Origin of the sequence: Streptococcus salivarius, from assembly GCF_002094975.1 — a bacterium.
GTDB lineage: Bacteria > Bacillota > Bacilli > Lactobacillales > Streptococcaceae > Streptococcus > Streptococcus salivarius_D.
This window is the reverse complement of sequence record NZ_CP015283.1, coordinates 846,067-872,269: the sequence shown is the minus strand read 5'-3', so window position 1 is coordinate 872,269 and position 26,203 is coordinate 846,067. Positions and strand designations below refer to the sequence as shown.

Here is a 26,203-nt window from a genome sequence, read left to right as displayed (position 1 = left end):
GTTTTTCGCAACTCTAGTATATCAGATGAACATGTCTTTTGTGTTGCACTTCATTTTACAATAGGGCAAAAACTATTTTTTTGTTAAAATAATAACTATAAAAACATGCAATTTAATCAGGAAATATTACTATATGGAATCAAAATATCCTTCTCTAATTTTTATTATTGCTTTTTTAATCTTATTTTTTGTTTTTATAATGAAAAATGAGAACGTTAACAATCCTTCTCCAAAAACAAATAAGGCTTCTGTGAGTCAAACCTTTCATCTAGCATCTCATAAAGGATGGTCTAACGACCTACAGACTATCGTATGGAATCAAGAAAAAAATTACTATGATATCTATTTTCTACACTCTGTGGATGGGGCTACTGATCCTTTTGGACCCAACGGTCAAGATTGGACACATACAACGACTAAAGATTTTATCACCTATAGTAAACAAGAGACTGCTATACCATCAAAGGGTGGCGACTCTAAAGAAGGATGGCATTCTGCTTGGACAGGTAGTGTAGTCACAGATAGTCAGGGGATTTCTGATATCCAAAACGAAGAACCTGTCGCCTATTTTACTGGACTCACGGATGATGGAAGCCAAGCAATCTATGCTAGTGCATCAAATGACAAGGGAGCTAGCTTTACTAATGCCTTAAAAGATGGTAAACCTTTATTGACAAAGGAACAATCCTATAACGGTAAAGACTTCCGCGATCCTTATGTCTTCCACTTCAAAGACAAATTACTCATGTATGTCGCTGAAGGTGACGCACTAGGTGTTTATCAATCTCAAGATGGCATCAACTGGAACAAAGCAGATAGCAAGGGAGTCTCCAAAATCCTACCCGAAACATTTTTTAAGGGTCGTAAGTGGCAGGACAATGCTCCTATCGAGTGTCCCGTTCTCAAAACAATGACAACAACCGACGGTCAGGACAAGCAAGTTCTCTTTTTTGGAGCTAAGGATACAGCTTCAGGCGAAACAACTGGAACCTACTATACTGTAGGGCATTTAGATGGTAACGGCTTATTTATTGCAGATACAGAAACAAAACGCTTAGATCAAGGCTCAGACTATTATGGCGCTAACTTCACTGGAAGCGATCGAATTGAAGAAAGCAATCATAACCTTATCAGTCTTGGCTGGGTTGGTAATTGGAATTACTTCACGTCAGGCATTCACAGTGACCAAGAGCCCAAGAGTGATTTTCTAAAAACTATCGGTTTTTACGCTACACCCAGACAGCTACAGCTAGATAAGAACAATATTATTCAGTCCACTCCCCTTTATAAGAATGAACAATTAACCCTCAAAAATCAAAATGGCAACATTTCAAGTCAAAGACCACTCACTAGTGACAATAGAAAACCTTGGATTGATAAAAGTCACAATCAAAATGCTAATGGCCTTCTTGATCTTGCTGGAAAAAATAGTGCAGGGTATTACCAACTGCATTTTTCAAATATTAAGAAAGAAGGAGGCTATATCTACATTGATATCTGGCAAGGCTCTGATTACGTTAAAATCGCCTACCAAATAACAAGTGGTACCTATCAGGTCTCTGCCTATGCTGCCGAACTGAATAACAGCATGGATGGTAGTCAAACTGCCTCTTCTTACTATTACGATGGACTCTTGGGTAACGGTCAAGGTTATAAAGCTGACAGTCACTATAAGGAAACTGATAATATCACTATAACGCTTATTACAGACAATCGTAGCTTGGAAATCTTCTTTCCCAATGGCCAAACCTACACTCTAGCCAGATTTAATACCTCTGGCAAGCAGGATGTCAAAGTTTTCTCCACTCAGAAAGATCTTCTATTAAACTTGAAAATTTACGATGTACACTCATAACAATAATAAAAGTGATGCTGTTCGCATCACTTTCAGATTGAAGACAAAGTCCTCAGAAGTTATACTTCTGGGGACTTTTCTTGCTTTGAAGGAGTATAATAAAAGAAAAAGGTATTTGATGAGGTGTTCCTATGTTTCACAAAGAAAATCCCGAATACAATCGACGTCAAGTAGGATTCTATACGCTTGATGAACTTGTGCCTAAAGACCATTTTCTAAGAAAAGTCGAGGAAACGATTGATTTCTCTTTTATTTATGATCTTGTCGAAGATAGTTATTCCTCGGATAATGGTCGCCCTAGTCTAGACCCCGTTTTATTAGTTAAAATTCCGTTGATTCAATGTTTTTATGGCATTCGTTCTATGCGCCAAACCATTAAAGATATTGAGGTGAATACGGCTTACCGTTGGTTTCTTGGCTTATCTCTGAACGATAAGGTGCCTCATTTTACAACTTACGGTAAGAACTATAGCCGACGCTTTCAAAACAAGGAAGTGTTAGCACACATTTTTAGTCATGTGCTTCATCATGTTTTGGAAGCGGGGCTCATTGATCCCTCAGAAATCTTCATTGATGGGACCCATATCAAGGCAGCTGCTAATAATCATAAGTACAAAACTGTTGTTATTGATCAAAAAGCTAAATTCATGAGTGAACAACTGGAGATTGAGATTAATTTAGATAGGAGAAAACACGCAAAAAAGCTCTTAAAGCCCGCCAAAAAAAGCGAGGCTAAACCTAAGAAACAATCAACGACAGACCCAGACAGTGGTTGGTTTCATAAGGGGGAACATAAGGAAGTCTTCGCTTACAATGCTCAAGTAGCTTGTGATAAACACGGTTGGGCCTTAGCTTATACGGTTGAAGCAGGAAACATCCATGATAGTCAGGCTTTCTCTGCTCTTTTTGTCAAACTAGAACCATTCTCTCCTGAATTCATTATTGCGGATTCAGGCTATAAAACACCTAGTATTGCCAAGTTTCTTCTAGAAAAAGGGATTACACCAGTTTTCCCTTACACTAGACCAAGAGGTAAGAAAGATTTTTTACGTCCAAAAGACTTTGTCTATGACGAGCATTTTGATTGTTATCTTTGTCCAGAGAACAAGGTGTTAACTTATCGTACAACCACACGTGAAGGTTATCGAGAGTATAAAAGTAATCCTAAAATTTGTAAGACCTGTCCCTTGTTAGCTATTTGTACAGAAAGTCGCCAGAACCAAAAAGTTGTTGTGCGTCATATTTGGAAAGATGCCCTAGAAGTCTGTGAAGATATTCGCCATCAAAGTGGTATGAAAGAACGGTATCAACACCGTAAAGAAACGATAGAACGGTTATTCGGAACAGCTAAAGAATATCATAACTTACGTTATACCAGAGAAAAAGGAAAGTCCAAAATGGAAGATAAGGTTGGGCTTACTTTAGCGTGTCTAAATATCAAAAAATTGGTAAAAATGATGACAGGAAAGACCTATAATTTTACCCAAATATCTCAATATTATTGGATTATAGGAGAATTAGGTAAGAATATAAAAAAGACAAACATCAAAAACGATGTTTGTCTTCATTCTGAAAGTGATGCTGTTCGCATCACTTTTATTATTTTCCAAAGACAGAAACGAGACGTTTAACTCCTTCTGCAACAACTGTAGTTGGCGTAGCTACGTTAAAGCGGAAATGTTTTTCCCCTTCGGAACCAAAAGTAATACCGTCATTTAGCACTACCTTGGCTTCTTCTTTAAGCAAACGTCCAAGTTCATTATGGTCTTGATTATAAGCTGAAAAATCAAGCCAAACCAAGTAAGTTCCCTCAGGTTTCATGACCTTGATATTAGTCTTTTCACTAAGTTCCTTGGTCAAAAGGTCAATATTAGTTTCAAAGACAGTTTTCAATTCCTCTAACCAAGGTTTCCCGTAGGTGAGAGCTGCTTGGGTGGTAATCAAACCAATGGTTGGAATTTCATGTTGATTATTTGCCAATTGCTTTTGTTTAAAGGCTTTACGTAAGTCTTCATTTTCAATGATAGTAAAACTGTTTTTGGTACCAGCAATATTAAAGGTTTTAGTAGCCGAACTAAGCACCAAGGTAAAGTCCTTGTAAGCATCTGAAATTGTATTCATAGAGATGTGCTTATTCCCATATAGGGCTAAGTCTTGGTGGATTTCATCAGATATCAAGAGGACACCATGCTTCTGGCACAAATCTGCCACCTTAGTCAATTCTTCTTTGGTCCAGACACGCCCACCTGGGTTATGTGGGCTACAGAAAACATAAAGTTTAACATCATTCTCGACGATATCACGTTCCAATTGTTCAAAATCAATTTCGAAATGGCCATTAACCTTAACAAGACTATTTTCAATCAACCGACGATTATTCAAGCGGACAGAACGAGCAAAAGGTGGATAAACTGGTGTATTGATGAGAACAGCATCACCTTCTTTGGTAAAGGCTTGAATAGCCGTTGAAATGGCTGGAACAACACCTTCAATGAGAACAATACTCTCTTTATCAACGGCGTAACCGTGTTGATTTTTTTCCCAATTAATGATGGACTGATAAAGCTCTTCACTTGGATAAGGATAACCAAAAATATGTGTCTCAGCATAGTTGATAACTGCATCCCTAATCTCAGGAACAGGTAGGAAGTCCATATCGGCAACCCAAAGCTCAAGTAGTTCTGGATTGCTTTCGGCTTCGTGCCATTTCATGGTATTTTGATCCAAGCGATTTGGTTGTGTTGTAAAATCATAACGTGTCATAGATAACTCCTTAAAGACTAAGGGCATTTTCCAAGTCAGCAATCAAATCTTGTGCTGCTTCAATACCAATTGAAAGACGAAGCAAGTCGTCTGTCAAACCATAGGAAGCACGCACATCACTTGGAATATCTGCGTGAGTTTGTGTCGTTGGGTAGGTAATCAAGCTTTCGACACCACCTAGACTCTCCGCAAAGGTAAAGACCTTTAGGGAATTGATAATGGTAGGAATCTTGTCTTGATTAGCCACTTTGAAGGAAATCATACCACCCTTACCTGGATAGAGGACTTCCTTAACAGCTGGTGACTTTTCTAAGAAAGCTACAACTTCTTGAGCATTGGCTGTTGATGCCTCCATACGAAGTTTTAAAGTCTTAAGACCACGCATAAGCATATAGCTATCAAATGGTGACAAGGTAGGACCAGTCGTATTGAGGTTATAATAAAGTTTATCGTAGAATTCTTGATTGCTGGTCACAACAACACCAGCCAAAACATCATTATGACCTGATAGGTATTTAGTAGCTGAATGTACAACGATATCAGCCCCTTGAGTAATCGGTGTTTGATAGATTGGGCTATAGAAAGTATTATCAACAATAACTACTGCACCTTTGTCATGAGCAATTTTGGTCACTTTTTCAATATCAAACTCAATCATGAGTGGGTTTGTCGGTGTTTCGATGTAGACAATATCGGTATCATCTGTAATAGCCGCGATCATCTCATCTTCTGTATTTGTGTATTCAAAAAAGAAACGCCCTTCTTTTTCCTTGTCATTAAACCAACGGAAAGAACCTCCGTAAAGGTCACGCGCAGCTACAACCTTGCTACCTACTGGGAAAATTTCAAAGGCCAAAACAATGGCGCTCATCCCTGAACTTGTCGCAATAGCATAATCTGCTTTTTCAATAGCTGCAAGTGTTTTTTCCACTGTTGCGCGTGTTGGATTTTTAGTTCGTGTATAGTCAAAACCAGTAGAATGGCCAAATTTTGGATGTTGGTAAGTTGTTGAAAAATGAATTGGTGAAGCCAAGGCTCCTGTTGCTTCATCCGAATTGATTCCTGCGTGTGCCAAAATGGTTTCTAATTGATATTCTTGTGTCATAATGCGCCCTTTCTACATGGTAAAGTGGATATACTCCATATCTATGACCTCTATTTTATCACTATTTTCTGAAAATAATGGTAAGTTCATCATACGGATTCTTGATAGTTAGTTATAGTTTATTTCTATAACCTAAAAAGACAGATAGATACTGACTCTAATTTAAAATAAGCCCAATTTTTGAGATTGTCAAAAATAGGTTTTCAAGCATCAAAAAGTGCCTGAAACATCATAGTTTCAAGCACTAAGAAATGATTTAAAAGTCTCGCTGCAATCCGAAGTAAGCTACTGACTTACTTTTTATCAAATAAGCGATATCTGATTTCTTCCAAAGCCATAATAACAAACGGACAAGCAAGTAAATAGAGCCAATCATCAAGTCCAATAGGTGCAGTGTTAAATAGCGTGTGGAAGAAAGGCACGTAAGACAGGATGATAAAGAGAACAATTTCTAAAACAATCCCTAAGCTAATAATCCGATTAGCAAATGGTTTAACTTGGAATATAGACCCTCTACCTTTACGACTATTCATAGCCATACCAATTTGGGTAAAGATAATAGCTCCTAATGTCATGGTAGTTGCCTCTCGATAGAGAGGACCTGAACTGGCCAAATGGTTTAAGTTACCTTGATTAACCCAATAATTAAGGAAGAAAGCCCCCATCGCTAAGGCTGCTTCAATCAGTCCATACCAGACAAAAGCCTTAATCAATAATTGTCGATTGAGCAAGCGATCCGAAAGACGTCTTGGTGGTCTGTCCATAACGCCCTCTTCAGGTGGTTCAACCCCCAGCCCCAAAGCAGGCATCATATCTGTTCCCAGGTCGATGGCTAGGATTTGCATAACCGTTAAGGGAAGAGGTATGCGTCCCAAAGAGAACAAGAAGAAAGCAGAGGGTACGGCTTCTGGCGTGTTGGAATTAAAAATATAAGTCAGGAATTTTTGAATATTTCTATAAACTGCACGACCTTCTTCGACAGCATGAACAATAGAAGCAAAATGATCATCTGTTAAGATCATATCTGCAGATTCCTTGGCAACATCAGTTCCTGATACCCCCATAGCTACACCGATATCAGCTTTTTTAAGGGCAGGGGCATCATTAACACCATCACCAGTAACAGCGACAACTTCGCCAAGTTCTTGAAGGGCATTGACCACACGGTATTTTTGTTCAGGTGCTACACGAGCAAAAACGATTTCGCCTTTAAGAGCTTCTTTAAGCTGATTGTCATCCATATCAGCTAGTTCAAGGCCTGAAACAACACGTGCATCGTCCCCTTGTACAATTCCGATTTTCTTGGCAATGCTAAGAGCTGTCAAACCATAATCACCTGTCACCATGATAATACGAATACTAGCTCTATGGCATTTTTCAATGGCTTCACGCACACCCTGACGTGGCGGATCACTCATGGCAACCAAGCCTAGAAAGACCATATTGTCCTCCAAGGTCTGCATGTCCCACTTGTCTTCTCCAACATGCTCACTGTCTAAAGGTCTATAAGCCACAGCCAAAACACGTAAACCATCTCGGGCAAACTGGTCGTTAGCTGCAAGGATAGCCTGACGCTCCGTAGCCGTCAATGATGTAATCATCCCTTGATTATCATAGTAGTCCGAGCAAAGCTCCATCACTTCTTTAGGAGCACCTTTGGTGATAGAGATATGATGACTGCCATCCAATCCTGCTTCAAGCTTATGCACTGTCGTCATCCGTTTACGATCAGAATCAAAGGGAATCTCCTTGATACGAGGGGCCCAAATATGATTGTCATTTAAATTAATTCCGGCTTTTTCAGCGAGAACATTAAGACAAGCCTCAGTTGGATCACCTAAAATTGTAAAATTGGGATTATCAACACTAGGGGCCACAACTTGAGCATTACTAGCCAAATGAGAGAATCGGACCAAACGATTAAGAAGCTCATTTTCTTTAAGAGAAACAGGTTGCCCTTCCTGCTCAATCTGTCCTTCTGATGCATAACCCAGCCCAGTCACCTCATAACTGTCTGACAAGGTCCACAGATGGTTAACCGTCATGGCATTTTGCGTCAAAGTTCCTGTTTTATCTGAACAAATAACAGAAGTTGCTCCCAACGTCTCAACCGAAGACAGCTTCTTAACCAAAGCATGGTCCTTAGCCATGCGCTGAACGGCCATGGCTAAAGATAGAGTAACTGTGGGAAGAAGCCCCTCAGGAATAAAGGCCACAATCATCCCCAATGCAAAAATAAAGGCTTGAGACAAAGGCTGATGGACTAATAGAGTCGCTGCGACCATAAAGAAGAGACCTACAGACACCGCAATAACTGAAATCTGTTTAGTCAAATGGTCCAATTCCTTCTGAAGGGGACTCTTTTCCTGAGCAAGATTCTGTGTCAAATCCGCAATCTGTCCAAACTCAGTTTTCATCCCGATAGCAGATACTATAAAATGTCCAGAACCAGAAGAGACAGTAGTTCCTGCAAACACCATATTGTCATACTCTAACTCAGTCTTGTCAGGAGTCAAATCCGCTTGATCTGACTTATATATAGGATTAGACTCACCAGTGAGGGCAGACTGGTTAACCTGCAAATCTGTCACAGCGACCAAGCGTCCATCTGCAGAAATACGGTCCCCTTCTTCAATGAAAACCAAGTCACCTGGTACCAAGTCCTGAGCTAGAATCTTATCCTCCTTACCATCACGAAGAACTCGCGCATAGGATGGAAGAAGCTTGTTAAGAGCTGCCGTAGCCTGACTTGCCCTATATTCTTGAATAAAGCTAAAGAGACCATTAATAATGTTGACCAACCAGATTGCAATCCCCAACTCTAAACTATGAGAAAGCATAGCGATAAAGCCACCAACCCACAATAAGAGCGCCATAAGACTAGTAAAATGCCTGAAAAAGACCAACCAAATAGGCTCCTTTTTACTTTCCTTCAATTGGTTAGGGCCATACGTCGCCTGCCTCTCCTTAACCTCTTGTAAGCTCAAACCTTGAGTGCTTGTCTGCAAGACTTGGTAAACTTGTTCGGGAGGATAGGCCCCTAATTTTATATGTTCTTGTCTAGAATCAACCATAATCCTTTCCTCGATTCTAAATCATTAAAACGATTTCATTTTTTCACCCCTATTATACTCCTTTTTCAGAAAAGGTTGAAAAGAAAAAAACCAAGCCACATGACTTGGTTTAGATTTTATTTAATATGTAATTTAGCACGTAGGCTAGCTGCTCGGGCACCAAGCAATTGGTCAGCCATACGAGTTACAAGAGCAAGAACGCCATAGACACCGATTCCAAGGCCTCCTCCAATGACCAAGTAAATCACACTACCCATACGGCTTGTTGGTGACAGTACAAACTGGAACAACCAATAGAAGACCGCAACTGGAATAGCCATGAGCACTGTAAGGATGCAGATGAGCAAGGCTTTTCTAAACACTGTCTTACGACTAAAGTGCGTAACAGTGTGGAGGTGATTATACATGAGAGCAATCGGAACACCTAAACCGATGGCTGTTGAAATAACCGGGCCAAGGGCTCCTAGGAAAATAATCAATGGTAACTGTAGGATTGCCTTAACTAAAACCCCAATCGCAAAATAGTTGATAGCTTTACGGGTTTCAAAGATTGCCTGAAGCATTGGTGCTAAAACGCTATACAAGGCCAAGAAAATAACTTGAATCAGACTGGCTACAAAGAGCAAGTAGGCCTGACTATCTGGCGCACCATAAAAGACTGTATAAAGTGGTTTAGCTAAAATCACTGATCCTACAATGGCAGGAACAATAAAGAGCAAAAGCAACTGTAAGTTATTGATAATCAGTTTAGCCGCTCCCTTAAGATCTTTCTTAACCATATTTTCCGTCAAGAGTGGAATCCCAACCCCGGCAATAGAAAGAGCAACGGCAATCAAAATCATGGTAATCTTACTTGGGTTTGAAGACAAGTAAGCATAGAGAACCTGAAGTTGACTGTTACTATAGCTTGTAAACTTCTCCATAGTACGGATAAAGGTCCATTGATCAATCAGTTGGAAAAGCTGAATAGCAGATCCAGTGATAATAAAAGGGACAGCTTCCTTAAAGGTTTCAATAACAATTGCAGTTGGATTGATATCCGGATGAACAGCCTGCTTGCCAAAAAGACTCTTGAGTTTCCCCTCCTTCCAAAGGTAGAAGAAAAGCACTCCATAACTAGCCAACATACCGATAAAAGCGGCAAAAGTCGATTGGACAACTGCTGTCACATAATCGCCTGTCCCAATTTTCATGATGAAGAAGGTCGCCAACAGCATCCAAATAACACGGATAATCTGTTCCGCAATCTGACTTAAGGCATAAGGCTTCATGTTGTTAAAGCCTTGGAAAAAGCCTCGTAAGACAGACATAGATGGGAAAATAACAACCGCCCAAGAAAGGCTACGCATGACGCGAACCAGATCTTCGTCTCCCCCAGAAAGGTAAGACATCCACGGCGAAGCAAAGTACATGAAAACACCAAAAATCAGTCCGAGACCAATCATGTAATACAAGATACGCTTGAGCAAGAAGAAACTCGTCTCCATCTTTCCAAGTGTGTTGTATTTAGACACCTGTTTGGCAATCGCGACTGGAATACCTGCTGTTGAAATCAAGAGGAAAAGAGCATAAATATTATACCCTTGACCAAAGAGGGCATTGGCTTGGTCACCTTGTTTACCCATCCAAGCATACCAAGGAATAATGTAAAGTGCCCCTAATAGACGACTGATAATATTGGATGCTGTCATCCATGCCGTCCCTCTTAGCATCTGCTGCTGCTGTGTATCAGTTTTAGTTTCAGTCATAACTTTCTTTCTAGAGAATAAAATATAATCTAGTTTATTATAAACTTTTGGCTGTGACTTGTAAAACAAGAACATTAAGGCTAAAATAGGAACTATGATTACTATTGAACAAGTTCTAAAGGTTCTTAAAAAGGACCATAATTTTAGAGATATTATCGACCAAGACAACTACTACTATTCATGGACTGGGGTGACTTTTGATCATCTTTCTTATGATAGTCGTGATGTCACACCATCGTCCCTCTTCTTTGCCAAAGGAGCTGCTTTCAAGCCTGAATTTTTAGAGAATGCTGTCAAAGCTGGCTTGAGTTTCTACGTGGCTGAGAAAGATTATCAAGTGGGAATACCTGCCATTATCGTATCAGATATTAAGCAGGCTATGAGCCTCGTTGCTCAGGCCTTCTACCAATACCCTCAAGACAAGCTTAAATTACTGGCTTTTACTGGGACAAAAGGGAAAACAACAGCAGCCTACTTTGCCTTCAATATTCTCAAGCAAAGTCATAAACCTGCTATGCTTTCAACCATGAACACGACATTAGACGGAAAAAACTTCTTCAAGTCTACCTTAACAACACCTGAGAGTTTGGACCTTTTCCGTATGATGGCTGAAGCTGTTGCTAATGGCATGACCCATCTGATTATGGAAGTCTCAAGTCAAGCCTATCTGACTAAGCGTGTCTATGGATTGACTTTTGATGTAGGTGTCTTTCTTAACATCAGCCCAGACCATATTGGGCCTATTGAACACCCAACCTTTGAAGACTACTTCTACCATAAGCGTCTCCTCTTGGAAAACAGTCGAGTTGTTATCGTCAATAGCGGTATGGATCACTTTGCTTTTATCGCTGAGGAAGTTGCGGATAAAGAGCATGACTTCTATGGTAAAAACTCCGACAATGCTGTTAAACATGGCTCAGGTTTTAGCTTTAAGGCAAGTGGGAAATTAGCCGGTGACTATGATATCCAACTCATCGGTGACTTTAACCAGGACAATGCCATGGCTGCTGGTCTGGCCTGCCTACGTCTCGGAGCTAGCCTTCAAGACATCAAGAAAGGAATCGCTCAAACTTCTGTTCCAGGGCGTATGGAGGTTCTAACCCAAACTAATGGGGCTAAGATATTTGTTGACTATGCTCACAATGGAGATAGCCTAGATAAGCTCTTACAAGTCGTAACTAGCCATCAAGATGGCCATATTAGCCTAATTCTAGGGGCTCCTGGAAATAAGGGTGAAAGTCGTCGTAAAGACTTTGGACATGTCCTCAATACCTACCCTGATGTTGATGTCATCCTAACAGCTGATGATCCTAACAAGGAAGATCCTCTTGCTATCTGTCAGGAAATTGCTAGCCACATCAGTCGCGAGGTTCGTATCATTGTCGATCGAGAGGAAGCAATCAAAACAGCAATGTCTGAGACTACAGACTCTAAAGACGCTGTGGTTATCGCTGGTAAAGGTGCTGATGCCTTCCAGATCGTAAATGGTAAACGTGATAACTATGCTGGCGATATTGAAGTCGCTAAGAAATATTTGTAAAGATTTAATTAAAAAGATTCAATGATGTGTCATTGAATCTTTTTAATTCATCTCATTTTTACAAATTAAAGCAATACTACCGATAACGTCTCAATTGAGGTGGTTCATAAGACTGGACGAAAGCTTCAATTTCTGAAAAATCATCTGTAAAGAGGAATTTTGCTGCTGTTTCAGCCTCCAAAAAATCATGAGTAACCATGGTATCTAACATCATTTTCATAGCATCATAATAGCCATTGAGATTGAAGAAAACACAGGGTTTGTCCAACTTACCGACTCGAGCAGCTGCAATAGCTTCAGAGATTTCTTCCAGTGTCCCTAGACCTCCTGGAAGTGCGATAAAGAGATCTCCTTGCTCTAGCATAGCAGTCTTTCGTTCTGCCATAGTTTCTACTATTGTCATTGAGGTTAACCCCTCATAAGCTATCTCCCTATCTTTGAGGAATTGTGGCATAATCCCATGAGCCTGTCCACCATTTTCCAAAATCGTATCACCAAGAACTCCCATAAGTCCCATCTTACTGCCACCATAGACTAGAGTATGCCCATTTTTAGCAATCCACTGACCCAAGGCAATTGTTGCTTTCTTAAAGCTAGGACTGTCACCCATATTAGCTCCCAAATAGACCGTTATTTTCATTGAAGTCCTCCTTTTTATTCTATTATAACGCAAAATTCCTGCCATAACTGACAGGAATTTTTTCTTAGTCTTTACGCTCCAAATTACGAAGCATTTCATCAATTTTATTACCGTATTCGATAGACTCATCCTTAATGAAGGTCAAATCCGGAATCTTATACATGGTCAATTTTTTACCAAGTTCACGCTTGATTGTCCCAGTAGCCTTTTCAAGACCAGTTTGTGCTTTTTGGTTATCTGAGGCCAAGGTTGAATGAATAGTGTAAAAAATCTTAGCAGCTGACAAATCGCCTAGCATTTGCACATCTGTGATAGTGACATCTTGCACACGTGGGTCACGAACTTTCTTTTGAAGAATTTCATTGACCTCACGTTTGATTTCCATACCAACACGGTCTACACGAAATGAATTTCCCATAGTCTTATCCTTTCTCTCTTATTATGATGGAACAAAAGCCAGGCCAGATGACCTAGCTTTGTCTCCTAAGTAAGCTTTCTTAAAAGCTAACAAAATTAACGTTTAATTTCTTCCATAATGTAAGCTTCGATAACGTCATCAACTTTAATATCGTTATAGTTTTCAATCATCAAACCACCCTCTTGAGCGTTTCCGACTTCTTTAACGTCATCTTTAAAGTGTTTCAAGCTTGCCAATTTACCATCAAAAATAACGACACCATCACGAATCACACGGGCACTTGAGTCACGAGTGATTTTACCACTAGTAACCATGAACCCACCGATTGTTCCGACTTTAGAAACCTTGAAGGTTTCACGGATAATAGCTTCACCAATGACTTTTTCTTCAAATTCAGGATCAAGCATCCCTTTCATGGCATCTTCGATTTCTTCGATAACCTTGTAGATGATGCTGTGAAGACGAATTTCAACTTCATCAGTTTCCGCTTGTTGACGTGCTTGTGGTGTAGGACGAACGTTAAATCCGATAACAACAGCATCTGAAGCTTCCGCAAGAGTAATATCAGATTCGTTGATAGCACCTACTGCTGAGTGAACAACATTAACACGAACACCCTCAACATCAATCTTAAGAAGTGATGCTGCCAAGGCTTCAACAGAACCTTGTACGTCGGCCTTGATGATAACATTAACAGTCTTCAATTCACCAGCTTTAAGGGTATCAAAGAGGTTATCAAGACTAACACGATGTGTTTGTTGACGTTGTTTCATAAGGGCACGTTTAGCACGTTCTTCACCAGCTGCACGAGCTGCTTTTTCGTCTTCATAAACGGCAAAATGGTCACCCGCCATAGGCGCTTCGTTCAAACCAGTAATTGAAACTGGTGTTGATGGTGCTGCAGTCTTAATACGACGACCAAGGTCATTGGTCATAGCACGGACACGTCCGAAGGTATTACCAACAACGATTGGGTCTTGAACATGCAAGGTACCTTGTTGAACAAGGAGGGTTGCAACCGCACCTTTACCTTTATCCAAACGCGCTTCAATAACGGTACCGATGGCACGAACTGTTGGGTCAGCTTTAAGTTCTTCCACTTCAGCCACAAGAAGAACTGTTTCAAGTAACTCTTCAATGTTTTGACCAAACTTCGCTGAAATTTCAACGAATTCGCTATCGCCACCCCATGCAGTTGAGATAACGCCATGTTCAGCCAATTCACCGATTACACGCTCTGGGTTAGCACCTGGTTTATCAATCTTGTTAATCGCAACAATGATTGGAACACCAGCAGCCTTAGAGTGGTTGATGGCTTCAATAGTTTGTGGCATAACACCGTCATCCGCAGCGACAATCAAGATAGTAATATCTGTAACAGAAGCACCACGGGCACGCATAGATGTAAAGGCCGCGTGTCCTGGAGTATCAAGGAAGGTGATTTTCTTACCACCCTCTTCAATTTGGTAGGCACCAATATGCTGTGTGATACCACCAGCTTCTCCAGTCGCAACACGTGAGTTACGAAGGGTATCAAGAAGGGTTGTTTTACCATGGTCAACGTGTCCCATGATAGTAACAACTGGTGCACGTTCTACCATAGCATCTTTATTGAGGTAGTCTTCGTCAACAAAGAAACGTTCGATATCAGCATTATCGACTTCTTCTTTCTTGGTTGCCTCAATACCGTAGTCAACCATCAACAACTCAATAGTATCCCCATCAAGAGATTGGTTTTGAGTTGCCATAACGCCCATCATGAAGAGTTTCTTAACGATTTCAGCTGGCTCACGTTTAATACGTTTTGCGATTTCTGCAACCGTCATGCCTTCAGTGTATTCAAATTCTTTTGGTAATTCATGGAATTTACGCTCTGTTACTGGTTTTGGAGCTGAATTACCACGGTTATTTTTACCTTTTTTATTTTTGTTTTTATTCCAGTTACTATTTCGTTGATTTCTCACTTGGTTTTGATTATTCCACTTATTATTTCTTGTTTGCTTAGGTCCATCTTCATTCTCGCGACGATTATCACGTGATTTATCTGGACGTGCCTTTTTACGACGTGTATCTTGTGCTTGCGCAGCTGGAGCTGGTTGAGCAACCGGTGCTGGTTTGGGAGCTGGCTTAGCTTCAGCAACTGCTTTTTGAGCAGCGACTTCAGCCTGTTGTTTTTCTTTTCTTGCCTTTTCTTGCTCTTTCGCACGGCGTTGCTCTGCAGCTTTTTCTTCACGGAAGCGTGTTTCACTTTGACGTGAATATTCTGCATTTTGCTCTGCTTTCAAGGCTGCTGCACGCGCTTTAAAGTCAATACGTGGTCCTGCCTGATTGTTACGGGCAGCATCGTTACGTTTATTTCGACCTTGATCATTGCGCTGTTTACCTTGGAAATTACGGTCACGATTACTATTGTTACCGCGGTTCCCATTATTACGGTTGCCTTGACCATTTCCATTTTGGTTGCGACGATCATTATTCTGACGTTTACCTTGATCGTTCCCTTGTTGATTTCGGTTACGATTACGGTTGTCACGGCCTCCGCCGTTTTGACGACGCTCTGCTTCTGCCTTGGCACGTGCTTCACGTTCTGCCTTAAAATTACGGCTTTGTGGTTTTTTCGGAGTCGCAGGGGCTTCTTTGACTTCAGCCTTTGATGTTTCTTTAGCTGGAGCTGATTTGGCAACAGGTACCTTATCAACCTTAGGCGCTACCTTTTCCTCTTTAGGAGTTGGTGTCGCTTTAGGAGCTGGCTTGCTTTCAGCCTTAGCTGTTCCCCCTTTTAAACTTGAAGTGATACGATTAGCATCAGCTTCTTCAACTGATGAGGAATGGCTCTTCACAGAAAGACCAAGTTCTTGAGCTTTCGCAACAACAACCTTACTTTCTACACCAACCTCTTTTGCGATTTCATATAATCGTTTCTTTGACACGTGATGTCCTCCTATTCTTTAGTCCATAAGAGTCCTCATTTTCTTTGAAAATCCAGCATCAACTACAGCAACCGTTTTTCTTGGTTTACCAATAGCCATGCTTAATTCCAGTGCGTTAAACACTGTGGAGACTTCTATATTATAGTAGTTACATTTATCAGTCGTCTTTTTAGTCACGTTACTACCAGCATCATTGGCAAGAAAAACTAGTCTCGCCTGTCCTGATTGAACTGCCTTGATGACAAGTTCTTCGCCAGAAATAAGCTTTCCAGCTCTTTGTGCTAGTCCCAACATATTTGACAATTTTTCTGTGTTATTCAAGACCTAACTCTCTTCTTTTGACCTTGTGATCCACATAAGCAATGAGTTCATCATAAAAACTTTCAGGAACATCCATGGAGAAACTATGGTTAAAAGCACGTTTCTTTTTAGCTTGGAGAGCTTCTTCATTATCTAATTTAATGTAAGCACCTCGGCCATTTTTCTTTCCTGTTGGATCAATGAAAATCTCACCATCTTTAGTTTTTACAATGCGGAGCAAATCACGTTTATCAATGATTTCTCCTGAGACAACTGATTTGCGTAAAGGTATTTTTCGTGTTTTAGCCATCAAACACCTCTATGTTCTTCTTATTCTGCTTCTGTTGTTTCAGTTACTTCTTCTGTTGTGACTTCAACAGGTGTAGCATCTTCTGCAACAATCTCGTCAACAACTTCCTCAGTAGCAGCCTCAGCTTTTTCAGCTTCGAGTGCTTCATATTCAGAAGCTGACTTGATGTCAATACGGTAACCAGTCAAATGAGCTGCCAAACGAACGTTTTGTCCACGACGACCAATTGCAAGAGATAATTTGTTATCTGGTACAACTACTGTCGCACGTTTGCTATCATCTTCGTCAAAGAGAACATAGTCCACTTCAGCCGGTGCAATAGCATTGTAGATAAATTCAGCTGGATCTTCAACCCATTGAATAACGTCAATATTTTCCTCAACAGGAACTTCAATTCCCGTCTTAGCATCCAAACGTGTTGGGTGGAAACGGCTGACAACTTTCTTGATGTTGCTTCCACCACGACCAACGATAGTACCAATAGCATCAACGTTAGGGTTATGACTGCGAACAGCAACTTTGGTACGATCACCAGCTTCACGAGACACGCTCATGATCTCTACAGTTCCATCAAATACTTCAGGAATTTCTTGTTCCATGATACGTTTGATGAATTCTGGATGGCTACGGCTTACAAAGACGTTAACACCTTTAGGGTTGTTTTCAACTTTATAAACATAAACATCGATGACGTCGTGTGACTTAAAGCTTTCGCCAGGAATTTGGTCTTGGCGTGACAATTGAGCTTCGAGCGTTCCAAGATTCACATAAATGAAACGTTGGTCAAAACGTTCAACTGTTCCTTGCATGATTTCACCTTCATGTTGCTTATAGTCATTATAAGTAATTTCACGCATCTGCTTGCGCATCTTTTCCATAATGGTTTGTTTGGCAGATTGCGCTGCGACACGGCCAAATTCATCGACTGACTCTTCAAAACGAATCTTGTCACCAAGCTCGTAGGCAGAGCTGATAGCAAGGGCATCTTTCAAGCTAATTTCCAAACGACTATCAAAGACTTCATCTACAACTTCACGAACAGTATAAACTTGAAAATCACCTGTTTTTTCATTGAATTCAACTACAGCTGATTCTGACTGACCATAACGACGCTTGTAGGCTGACTTAAGCGATTCAACCACAGCATCGATGATATCTTCCTTGTTAATGTGTTTTTCTTCTTCCAAGACACGGAAGGCTTCTAGCATTTCTTTGCTCATATTCTTTGTTGTTTTAGCCTCTAAAGGCTAAAACTGGCATCCTTTCTTTATTTACACTAAGAGTTTTAGAGTTTGACTGCCAAACGAGCTTTAGCAACTGTTTGATAGGGAATCTCAACAGTTTTATGGCGAGTCTTATCAAGGTAATCAATTGTTAGGGTTTCCCCATCAAAGGCCACCAAGTCACCTTGGAAAATCTTGATCTTATCAATAGCCTTGTAAAGACTAACATTGATATATTGACCAACAGCATTTGTCAAAGCTTCTTTGGTTTTTAAGGGACGCTCTAACCCTGGACTAGAAACTTCCAGCATGTATTGATCCGGGAAAGGATCAGGCTGAATAGTATCCAAGAGGGGACTGATAATTTCAGTCAAGTCTGCAGTATCTTCTACAGTAATACCTCCTGGCTTATCAATCAAAACTGACAAGACATAGTCACCGCCAAGCTTTTCGTACTCGATATCGACCAGTTCGTATGGCTCAGGAATAGCTGGAGCTACGACTGCCGTCACGAGATCAATAATTTTTTGCGACATTATGACCTCCTTACACACACAAGAGACGAAGTTTCTACTCCGCCTCTCTTTCGTTATCTTCCTATATTATAGCATAGCTCAAAAGCCATTGCAAGGAATAACCATATCATTTCAAAGCAAAAAGGTTGGGAATCACCCAACCTTATTTATTGCGCCGCTGGAACAGTGCTGTAAGTAGTCACACCCGATCCATTATTATTGTATGTAGGGGTTGTCGTACCTTGTTCCTGAACATAATTACCAGTGTTTTCACTATAGTTATTGCTATAGGTAGTGCCTCCATTGTAGGTACTTACCGATCCACCACCTGCTGCCTCAGATGGCCAGGCCTCATAATTTGAAGATACTTCACTCGAAGCCACGTTTCCTTTGGAATTAACAAAATCATCTGAGCCATAGTTAGAGCTACCAGAACCATAGAGAACCAAACTAGTCTTAAGATTAGATTCAGAGACTTTTTTCTTACCAACTTCCTTCTTGATACGATTTTGCACCTTAAGAATATCCTCAGTGGAGGCTACTTGATAGCTTCCTCCATTGATCATGGCATCCGAACCGGCCAATTGGTATGATTTAATATTTTTAAGGGCATCACTATAACCCATCAAGCTACGCAAAGTATTGGTATCACCAAGATCGATACTTGTCTGAACATTAGAACTTACAGCCGATAAAATTTTCTTGTAAGAACCAATAGAGTCCATCTTCAAGAGCTTAGCTACAACTTTTTGAATAACCTCACGTTGACGTTTTTGTCGACCATAGTCACCATCAGGGTCATCGTAACGCATACGTGAATAGACTAAAGCTTGCTCACCATTGATTTTATGGGTTCCAGGCTCAACTTTTGCCTGAAATTCAGGTTCATTTTCTGCAATCGAAATTGGAAAATCAAAATGATTCGTTACCTCAATACCACCAACAGCATCTACCAGATCAATCATACCCTGCATATTAATCAGTGCATAATAGTCAATATCAATATCCAAAACCTTTTGAATGGTTGAAATAGCCAAGTCAGCACCACCTTCAGCATATGCTGAATTTAGTTTTGCTTCACCCGACCCCTCAATATCTGTCAAAAGGTCACGTTCCAAACTGGTCATGGTTGTTTTCTTAGTCTTAGGGTTCACTGTTACCAAAATCATGGTATCAGAGTTTCCTTCCCAGGTTTCCTTACGTTCTTTGGATCCTGTATCTACCCCCATCAAGAGAATAGTTATAGGCTTAGTCTGTTGAATAGCCTTACTATTCCCCGAAGTTGCTTTAGAAGCCCTAAACGTTTTTGACAATTCGCCTGTGGCGTAATTATAAGTTGTCGTTAGGTAAATACCAGCAGCTACTACTGTCGTTGCAAAAATCGCCAACAACATCAATAAAATTTTTCGTCCAAGTTTCATGTTTTTTCCTAATCTATGAGTTTAGCCATAAGATAAACATCTAGAAATTCTCCATTTTTAGTTCTTGCACCACGTTTCTTAGTGCCTTCAATGTCAAATCCAAATTTTTGATAGAGATGAACCGCACGTTCATTACGTGCTTGAACTGTCAACTCTAAGCGGCGGATAGCTGGGGTATGATCTGTCCAGTCAATCATTGTTTCCATAAGAAACTGGCCAACACCATTCCCCCAGTAGGGTTTAGAAACCGCAATAAATACATCGCCAATATGACTAGTCTTAGTATCTTGATCAGAGGTAACATTACAAACACCAATGACCTCATGACCCAATTTCGCCACCAAACAAATCTCATTAAGCCTATGCTGATGACCTTCAATATAAGTGGCTAACTGTTCAGCACTCAGTATAGAACTTCTATCATCTTGTGCTAGAAAATCCGATTCCAAGGCTACAGTCTCTAGTAAACAAGCTAGAGAGGCAGCATCCTCTCTTTGAGCTTCCTCAATGACTAATTCTTGCTCAGCCATTTACCATTTCCTCCTGAATCTCCTTACTTCTAGGACCGAAAGATTCAATAAGCAACTGACGTCCATCTCCATGATGAGATATCGAAATTAGGAGATAGTCCCCTAGCAGGCTCTCGTCTAGGAGCTCACCCCACTCGATGATTGTCACACCTTCACCATACAGAAAATCATCCAAATCAATAGAATCAGGATCGTCACCAATGCGGTAGACATCTAAATGATAGAGTGGCACTCGCCCCTCATACTCCCTTACAATAGTATAGGTTGGACTCTTTATCATCTGTGAAATATCCAAACCTTTGGCAATTCCCTTGGTTAAGGTTGTTTTGCCAGCTCCCAGATCACCTGAGAGAACAATTATATCTCCAGAATCGAGCAGTCGACCTAGCTTTTGACCGATACTAATCAATTCTTCTTCATTTTGACTGTAAATCATGTTCTCATTATATCAAAAAATAAAAATATGGACTAGAATCCACTGCAAAAATACAGTAGAAACTTATAAATATTGAATCATTTAAGTAAGAAGTTAAGATGTGTATTTTAATCTTAAATTTATTTTAACCACATCAACCACTCATGGATTAGAAATGATTTTGTAAAACTTACTATAGATTTGAAAGTTAATCAAAAAAACTCTCTCACATTCCTCCAGATGAAAATCGCAAAAGAAAAAGCCTGACAAATGTACAGACTTTTTACTTTCAAGCTTTAGAACACAGCCATACTGATGAAGTTAAGGATAAACAAGATATCCAAAATCCACATAATAAAGTGGACATCCTTAGCTTGACCTTTGACGATTTTGACCAAAGTATAAGTAAGGAAACCAGCTGCGATACCATAAGTAATGCTATATGAGAATCCCATGAAAATAGAAGTGAAGAAGGCAGGAATAGCTTCAGACAAGTCTTCCCAATCGACACTCTTAAGGTTAGAGAGCATCATAACACCTACAATAATAAGAATAGGCGCTGTGGCTGCATTTGGAACGATTGACACCACTGGACTAAAGAAACTAGAAATGGCAAAGAGTACAGCAACCACAAGAGCTGTCAAACCAGTACGTCCACCAGCACCAATACCTGCTGCAGATTCAACGTAAGTTGTAACGTTTGAAGTCCCTGCAATAGCACCAATACTTGTACCAACAAGGTCAGAGTAAAGAGCACGGTCAAGAGCTTTTGATTCGTTGTTATCACCTGTTGAAGCAATGATACCAACCTTCTCACCAGTACCAATCAAGGTACCGATAGTATCAAAGATATCAGTCAATGAAAAGGCAAGAATAGCCATAAAGACACCAGGCAAACGAGAAACGTCTGCAAAGAGTGATCCCAATCCCTTAGATCCAAGCGCTGCACCAAAGACCTGACCAAGATCTTTAATAGATGATGTCAAGCTAGCTGCGTGCCAGTCAATGCTTCCAAGATCAACGACACCAGCAAAAATAGCAATGATAGTCGTTACGAGGATTGAAAGAAGAACACCACCACGAATACCTTTAACAATAAAGAAAATCGCAATCGCAAGACCAATCAAACCTACAATTACAGTTGGGTTATTGAAAGCAACCAAACCTGGTGTAGCTGACGATGAAGCTGTAATTGAAGCCTTAGCCATGTCAGCACCTTTACCTGCTACAGTGTAGGTATGTGGATTAATTGAGAATTTCAAGAAACCAGCATTTTTAATCCCAACATAGGCAAGGAAAACACCGATACCTGCTGAAATAGCAGATTTGAGAGCTGTTGGAATAGACTCAATAATCATCTTACGCACTTTAGTTACTGTGATGATCAATGAAATAACACCACATAGAAAGACCATTGCTAAGGCCTCTTGCCAAGTGTAACCCAAAGAAAAGACCACTGTGTAGGTGAAGAAGGCATTAAGCCCCATACCAGGCGCTTGAGCGTATGGTAGGTTGGCATAAAAGGCCATCATCAATGTCCCTGCAACCGCACCAATAATTGTTGCTAAGAAAACACCTTGTGCAGGCATTCCTGTTTGGGCCAACATCGCTGGGTTAACAAAGAGGATGTAAGACATGGCAAAGAAAGTTGTCAATCCGGCAGTCACTTCTGTACGGACATCAGTACCATGTTCTTTCAATTTGAAAAACTTTTCCATGAAAGTTTAGACTCCTTAATAAAAAATATTGTCAAAATCCGAATAATTTCGGAACATTCTCATGTAGAATGCAACATTACTATTCTACATGAAATCATTTGACGGTGCAAGGTTTATTTCCTGAGACTTTTCTTATGAAAAACCGAACGTTCTTAGAAAGCTCTTTCTTAATCACCAACAAAGGACAGATTTTTGCTATAATAGGAACATGACAAAAAAATTGATTGCACTAGATCTTGATGGAACGTTATTACGCCCAGATGGAACTATTTCAGAATTTACACAAAAGACGATTAAAGACATACAAAACAAAGGACACCAAGTCGTTATTGCTACAGGTCGTCCTTATCGTATGGCTATTGATCATTACAAAACGCTAGGTTTAGAAACACCCCTCATTACCTTTAACGGCTCTTTGACCAATCTTCCAGATCAAGACTGGGCTTATGAGCATTCGGTTAAATTAGATAAGAAATATCTGATTAGCCTCTTACAACGCCATGATGAGTTAGAGATGGATTTTCTGGCTAGTGAATATCGAAAACACTTCTATATCACTATGAATCACCCAGAGCGTATCCAACCACAACTCTTTGGTGTTGATAAAATTATTGAGGCTATGCGTTTAGAACCAACTAAAATCACGCGCAACCCTAACGCTCTCCTTATGCAAACTCGCCATGAGGATAAGTACCAACTTGCCGATGACATCAAGAAGGACTTCAAGGAAGAAATTGAAGTTGATTCTTGGGGTGGTCCACTTAATATTTTGGAATTTTCGCCTAAAGGTATTAACAAGGCCTACGCCCTAAACTACTTACTTAAGGCCATGCGCAAATCAACGGATGATTTGATTGCTTTTGGTGACGAACACAACGACACAGAGATGTTAGAACTTGCTAAAACTGGTTATGCCATGAAAAATGCTAGCTCTGTTCTTCTCCCCCACGCTAACGAACAAATTGAGTGGACTAATGAAGAGGATGGCGTTGCTCGCAAACTCCAGGAACTCTTTTTATAAACAAGAAAAGGCATCAGAGATTTCCGAGCCACTGAAAAAATCATCGCTATAACTCAAATAAAATAATAAAGGGAGGAATCTATCTTATATTTTGGTAGATTCCTCCTTTTTACCAATAACTTTCACAATAGTGGCTTCCTCGTGAATGATGAAATCCTTCTTCGGTATAATTATCCTTCGGAGATGAGCGAAATCATCACCTACTGTATTAAATAGAGAAAGTGTATTAAAAAGTGTATTAAATAGAGAAAGCCATTTACAATTATATTTTGTTCCACCACCATCAACGATTCAAAACTAAGAGAACCTAGCCTTATGCAGTACAGAATTAATCCAGTTTTCTAATGCTTTTTGGCTAACCATCTTGGATCAGTACAATCTTAAACATATAATATTCAAGGTAATGAATAAAAAAGAACTTTCTACAATTGGGTGAACACTTTATCAAAATTTCCTTTATTTTACGACGCAATATCATACCGAGACCAACTAATATCATCAAAGCAACAATAGCTGTAACTAGAAGCTTTAAAAAGATAACGTAATATATTATAAGTATTTTGAATCAGCTCAGCAAAATAAATTACTCAGTTTAAACTTGAAAAAGCGCTCATAAACATAGCTTAGCTCTCATTTAATTGCAATTAGATTATAATTATGTTATATTTTATGTGATTCTTTTAATTTTATTCGTAAAAAGAATATATAACACAATAAAGGACTAAAATATGGATATCTACATTTTAGAGGACAACATAATACAGCAAGGTAGATTGGAACAGGCTCTGGATAAGGCTCTCAGATCCTATGGTGAGACACTAGACTGTGTCCAGACCTTTGAACAATCCAACCAACTTCTGGAATATATAAAGCCAGCCAACCATCAACAACTCTTTTTCTTGGATATTGAGATTAAAGGGAAAGAAAAAGAAGGACTCCATTTGGGACAAACCATCCGAAACAAACTACCAGATGCTCATATTGTCTTTGTAACCTCCCACTCAGAGTTTATGCCCTTAACTTTTAGTTACCAACTCTTTGCCCTAGACTATATCGACAAAAATCTAGATGAAGATTCTTTTCAATCAAAGGTCGCGATAGCCCTATCCTATGTCGCTAAGCAAAGTATAAAAAAAGAGGAAAAGTTCTCTTTTCATTCTGGAACCGACCATATCGATCTCTCCTATGACCGTTTGCTTTATATTGAAACATCTGCTAAAAGGCACTATGTTATCTTACACGGTTCCCATAGCATTTTTGAGTTTCGAGCCAATATCTCAGACTTAGCTAATGCCAATCCTAAGCTCTTCCGCTGTCATCGCTCCTACCTAATCAACCCTGACAAGTTGGTACGTCTCAATAAGACCAAACGCGAAATCGAAATGTCAGACGGCACTAACTGTCTGGTATCTCGTAGACATATCAAGGCAGTCTTAGCCTTTATGTATGAGGATAAGAAGATATGATGTTAAAACTAGTTTTTTTGTTTCTTATAAATTTTAGCATAGGGATAGAACTAGCACTCTTCCTATATCTCATTGATCGAAAAGTGTCAGTTAGGCAATTTCTGTTTTTGCTACTTCTTAAACCACTATTTAATTTTATTTGTAATCTGACGAGATGGGGTATTCTACCTTACTTTAGTGAAGAAATATTTTATTTTTCCCTTTCTTTTTTACTATTAAGAAAGTCTACCCTTTCGTCTGAAATAAAGTTATTTTATAGCATATTCTTTTTGACAATAACTAATCTCAGCTTAAGAATGATAGCTTTCTTTTTATACCCACTATTTAATATTGGTAATGACTTTTTTAAAAGAGATATCGTTTTTTCTAATATGTCAATGATTATTCCTACATTGCTGTCTTTTCTTTTAATTGGATTCTTCAAACAAAGTTTCAAATTTTTAAAAAACCAGCGGCCTAATACCAAATCCCAAAGAACTATTAAAACTACGAATTTCTTATTGATAATTTATTTTATCATTCAGCACTCCCTAGTCTACGTTGAGGAATTTACCCATTCATCTACACTAGACCTACGCAAATTTATTGTCATTATCTATACCATTTTGTTCTTCTTAATGCTCATCTTTCTTGACCGAACTACTAGAGATATAATGCAAGAAGAACTAAATCTACAAAACAATATCAGGCTAAAAAATCTCGATACCTACAATCATAAAATTGAAGAGCTTTATCAAACCGTCCGTGGTTTTCGTCATAATTATAGAAACCTACTTACCACTCTGAAACTAGGCATTGATCAGGAAGACATGACAATAGTCAAGGATATCTACACTTCGATTTTGGAAACATCTGATAAAAGACTAGAAACCAAGCAATTTGACTTGACACAACTAATCAATATCCAAGATAATACTCTAAAAAGCCTCCTATCTGCCAAATTTCTCCAAGCAGATGACCAAAATATTGATATCTCCCTAGAAATTCCAAGTCCTATCACGTTAGAGGGAATGACTATTCTGGACTTTATCACTGTTATCTCTATACTGATAGACAATGCCATGGAAGCTACTGTAAAAGCTAAAAAAACTAAGATAATGATTGCTTATATTAAACAGGATAAATATCAACGCTTCATTATCAAAAACTCTAAGCAGGCTTAGCCTGCTAACTCATGACAGAAAAGAAAGTTCGGCTTATAATGAAGGTGA

21 protein-coding genes are annotated in these 26,203 nt (G+C 39.6%); 6 read left to right on the top strand and 15 right to left on the bottom strand.

Annotated elements, in window-relative coordinates:
* The first annotated feature begins 133 nt into the window (after positions 1 to 133).
* Together V471_RS04540 and V471_RS04535 are read left to right on the top strand one after the other, a co-directional pair.
* Positions 134 to 1,855 carry a glycoside hydrolase family protein gene (locus V471_RS04540; protein ID WP_002886625.1) on the top strand — a complete coding sequence of 574 codons (1,722 nt, stop codon included), beginning with the start codon at positions 134 to 136 and terminating at the stop codon, positions 1,853 to 1,855.
* A 131-nt stretch (positions 1,856 to 1,986) separates the two neighbouring features.
* Positions 1,987 to 3,486: an IS1182-like element ISSth2 family transposase gene (locus V471_RS04535; protein WP_084871140.1), complete on the top strand. Its 1,500-nt coding sequence runs from the start codon at positions 1,987 to 1,989 to the stop codon at positions 3,484 to 3,486.
* On the opposite strand, the gene V471_RS04530 is transcribed toward V471_RS04535, so the two are convergent.
* From V471_RS04530 to V471_RS04515, 4 genes are all read right to left on the bottom strand, one after another.
* A complete protein-coding gene (locus tag V471_RS04530) occupies positions 3,455 to 4,618 on the bottom strand; it encodes a MalY/PatB family protein (protein WP_002886624.1) in 1,164 nt (387 codons plus the stop codon). The two genes, V471_RS04535 and V471_RS04530, sit on opposite strands and share 32 nt — an antisense overlap.
* Before the next feature lie 10 nt (positions 4,619 to 4,628).
* Positions 4,629 to 5,723 carry a cystathionine gamma-synthase gene (locus V471_RS04525; protein ID WP_002886623.1) on the bottom strand — a complete coding sequence of 365 codons (1,095 nt, stop codon included), beginning with the start codon at positions 5,721 to 5,723 and terminating at the stop codon, positions 4,629 to 4,631.
* 293 nt (positions 5,724 to 6,016) lie between these two features.
* Positions 6,017 to 8,797, bottom strand: a complete 2,781-nt coding sequence (locus V471_RS04520) for a cation-translocating P-type ATPase (protein ID WP_084871139.1) — start codon at positions 8,795 to 8,797, stop codon at positions 6,017 to 6,019.
* Between the two features lie 116 nt (positions 8,798 to 8,913).
* Positions 8,914 to 10,545: a putative polysaccharide biosynthesis protein gene (locus V471_RS04515; protein ID WP_002886619.1), complete on the bottom strand. Its 1,632-nt coding sequence runs from the start codon at positions 10,543 to 10,545 to the stop codon at positions 8,914 to 8,916.
* Between the two features lie 94 nt (positions 10,546 to 10,639).
* Between V471_RS04515 and V471_RS04510 the strand changes: the two genes are divergently transcribed.
* Positions 10,640 to 12,085, top strand: a complete 1,446-nt coding sequence (locus tag V471_RS04510; protein ID WP_084871138.1) for a UDP-N-acetylmuramoyl-L-alanyl-D-glutamate--L-lysine ligase — start codon at positions 10,640 to 10,642, stop codon at positions 12,083 to 12,085.
* A 76-nt stretch (positions 12,086 to 12,161) separates the two neighbouring features.
* Here the strand turns inward: V471_RS04510 and V471_RS04505 are convergent, their stop codons facing one another.
* The 11 genes from V471_RS04505 to V471_RS04455 all read right to left on the bottom strand — a co-directional run bounded on the left by V471_RS04505 (position 12,162) and on the right by V471_RS04455 (position 22,505).
* Positions 12,162 to 12,725, bottom strand: coding sequence for an LOG family protein (locus V471_RS04505; protein WP_013990078.1), 564 nt, complete (start codon positions 12,723 to 12,725; stop codon positions 12,162 to 12,164).
* 64 nt (positions 12,726 to 12,789) lie between these two features.
* Positions 12,790 to 13,143, bottom strand: coding sequence for a 30S ribosome-binding factor RbfA (rbfA, locus tag V471_RS04500; RefSeq protein ID WP_002883798.1), 354 nt, complete (start codon positions 13,141 to 13,143; stop codon positions 12,790 to 12,792).
* A 95-nt stretch (positions 13,144 to 13,238) separates the two neighbouring features.
* On the bottom strand, positions 13,239 to 16,073 hold the full coding sequence (infB, locus tag V471_RS04495) for a translation initiation factor IF-2 (RefSeq protein WP_045768763.1): 2,835 nt from the start codon (positions 16,071 to 16,073) through the stop codon (positions 13,239 to 13,241).
* A gap of 18 nt (positions 16,074 to 16,091) precedes the next feature.
* Positions 16,092 to 16,394, bottom strand: a complete 303-nt coding sequence (locus tag V471_RS04490) for a YlxQ-related RNA-binding protein (protein WP_002883776.1) — start codon at positions 16,392 to 16,394, stop codon at positions 16,092 to 16,094.
* Positions 16,387 to 16,683 (bottom strand): RNase P modulator RnpM, encoded by a 297-nt coding sequence (gene rnpM, locus V471_RS04485; protein ID WP_002883779.1) that lies wholly within the window; start codon positions 16,681 to 16,683, stop codon positions 16,387 to 16,389. The genes V471_RS04490 and rnpM overlap by 8 nt, the downstream gene beginning before the upstream one ends.
* Before the next feature lie 20 nt (positions 16,684 to 16,703).
* Positions 16,704 to 17,903 (bottom strand): transcription termination factor NusA, encoded by a 1,200-nt coding sequence (nusA, locus tag V471_RS04480; RefSeq protein ID WP_002886615.1) that lies wholly within the window; start codon positions 17,901 to 17,903, stop codon positions 16,704 to 16,706.
* A 65-nt stretch (positions 17,904 to 17,968) separates the two neighbouring features.
* Positions 17,969 to 18,442: a ribosome maturation factor RimP gene (gene rimP, locus V471_RS04475; RefSeq protein WP_002883745.1), complete on the bottom strand. Its 474-nt coding sequence runs from the start codon at positions 18,440 to 18,442 to the stop codon at positions 17,969 to 17,971.
* A 146-nt stretch (positions 18,443 to 18,588) separates the two neighbouring features.
* Positions 18,589 to 19,842 (bottom strand): glycopolymer--peptidoglycan transferase LytR, encoded by a 1,254-nt coding sequence (gene lytR / locus V471_RS04470; protein WP_002886614.1) that lies wholly within the window; start codon positions 19,840 to 19,842, stop codon positions 18,589 to 18,591.
* An 8-nt stretch (positions 19,843 to 19,850) separates the two neighbouring features.
* On the bottom strand, positions 19,851 to 20,372 hold the full coding sequence (locus V471_RS04465; protein ID WP_002886613.1) for a GNAT family N-acetyltransferase: 522 nt from the start codon (positions 20,370 to 20,372) through the stop codon (positions 19,851 to 19,853).
* Entirely contained in the window at positions 20,365 to 20,808 is a 444-nt protein-coding gene (tsaE, locus tag V471_RS04460; protein ID WP_084871137.1) for a tRNA (adenosine(37)-N6)-threonylcarbamoyltransferase complex ATPase subunit type 1 TsaE, read from the bottom strand. Before tsaE ends, V471_RS04465 begins: the two co-directional genes overlap by 8 nt.
* Before the next feature lie 275 nt (positions 20,809 to 21,083).
* Positions 21,084 to 22,505 carry an NCS2 family permease gene (locus V471_RS04455; protein ID WP_002883789.1) on the bottom strand — a complete coding sequence of 474 codons (1,422 nt, stop codon included), beginning with the start codon at positions 22,503 to 22,505 and terminating at the stop codon, positions 21,084 to 21,086.
* A gap of 208 nt (positions 22,506 to 22,713) precedes the next feature.
* On the opposite strand from V471_RS04455, the gene V471_RS04450 reads away from it, so the two are divergent.
* The 3 genes from V471_RS04450 (at position 22,714) to V471_RS11065 (ending at position 26,155) form a co-directional block, all read left to right on the top strand.
* Entirely contained in the window at positions 22,714 to 23,526 is an 813-nt protein-coding gene (locus V471_RS04450; protein ID WP_002889987.1) for an HAD family hydrolase, read from the top strand.
* A gap of 728 nt (positions 23,527 to 24,254) precedes the next feature.
* Positions 24,255 to 24,992, top strand: coding sequence for a LytR/AlgR family response regulator transcription factor (locus V471_RS04445; protein ID WP_002883766.1), 738 nt, complete (start codon positions 24,255 to 24,257; stop codon positions 24,990 to 24,992).
* 653 nt (positions 24,993 to 25,645) lie between these two features.
* Positions 25,646 to 26,155, top strand: a complete 510-nt coding sequence (locus tag V471_RS11065) for a GHKL domain-containing protein (protein WP_198166466.1) — start codon at positions 25,646 to 25,648, stop codon at positions 26,153 to 26,155.
* Positions 26,156 to 26,203: the final 48 nt, after the last annotated feature.

Coding starts and splice junctions, on each gene's coding strand:
- V471_RS04540 (WP_002886625.1), top strand. CDS start 134: ATGGAATCAAAATATCCTTCTCTAATTTTTATTATTGCTTTTTTAATC.
- V471_RS04535 (WP_084871140.1), top strand. CDS start 1,987: ATGTTTCACAAAGAAAATCCCGAATACAATCGACGTCAAGTAGGATTC.
- V471_RS04530 (WP_002886624.1), bottom strand. CDS start 4,618: ATGACACGTTATGATTTTACAACACAACCAAATCGCTTGGATCAAAAT.
- V471_RS04525 (WP_002886623.1), bottom strand. CDS start 5,723: ATGACACAAGAATATCAATTAGAAACCATTTTGGCACACGCAGGAATC.
- V471_RS04520 (WP_084871139.1), bottom strand. CDS start 8,797: ATGGTTGATTCTAGACAAGAACATATAAAATTAGGGGCCTATCCTCCC.
- V471_RS04515 (WP_002886619.1), bottom strand. CDS start 10,545: ATGACTGAAACTAAAACTGATACACAGCAGCAGCAGATGCTAAGAGGG.
- V471_RS04510 (WP_084871138.1), top strand. CDS start 10,640: ATGATTACTATTGAACAAGTTCTAAAGGTTCTTAAAAAGGACCATAAT.
- V471_RS04505 (WP_013990078.1), bottom strand. CDS start 12,725: ATGAAAATAACGGTCTATTTGGGAGCTAATATGGGTGACAGTCCTAGC.
- rbfA (WP_002883798.1), bottom strand. CDS start 13,143: ATGGGAAATTCATTTCGTGTAGACCGTGTTGGTATGGAAATCAAACGT.
- rnpM (WP_002883779.1), bottom strand. CDS start 16,683: ATGGCTAAAACACGAAAAATACCTTTACGCAAATCAGTTGTCTCAGGA.
- nusA (WP_002886615.1), bottom strand. CDS start 17,903: ATGAGCAAAGAAATGCTAGAAGCCTTCCGTGTCTTGGAAGAAGAAAAA.
- rimP (WP_002883745.1), bottom strand. CDS start 18,442: ATGTCGCAAAAAATTATTGATCTCGTGACGGCAGTCGTAGCTCCAGCT.
- lytR (WP_002886614.1), bottom strand. CDS start 19,842: ATGAAACTTGGACGAAAAATTTTATTGATGTTGTTGGCGATTTTTGCA.
- V471_RS04465 (WP_002886613.1), bottom strand. CDS start 20,372: ATGGCTGAGCAAGAATTAGTCATTGAGGAAGCTCAAAGAGAGGATGCT.
- tsaE (WP_084871137.1), bottom strand. CDS start 20,808: ATGATTTACAGTCAAAATGAAGAAGAATTGATTAGTATCGGTCAAAAG.
- V471_RS04455 (WP_002883789.1), bottom strand. CDS start 22,505: ATGGAAAAGTTTTTCAAATTGAAAGAACATGGTACTGATGTCCGTACA.
- V471_RS04450 (WP_002889987.1), top strand. CDS start 22,714: ATGACAAAAAAATTGATTGCACTAGATCTTGATGGAACGTTATTACGC.
- V471_RS04445 (WP_002883766.1), top strand. CDS start 24,255: ATGGATATCTACATTTTAGAGGACAACATAATACAGCAAGGTAGATTG.
- V471_RS11065 (WP_198166466.1), top strand. CDS start 25,646: ATGCAAGAAGAACTAAATCTACAAAACAATATCAGGCTAAAAAATCTC.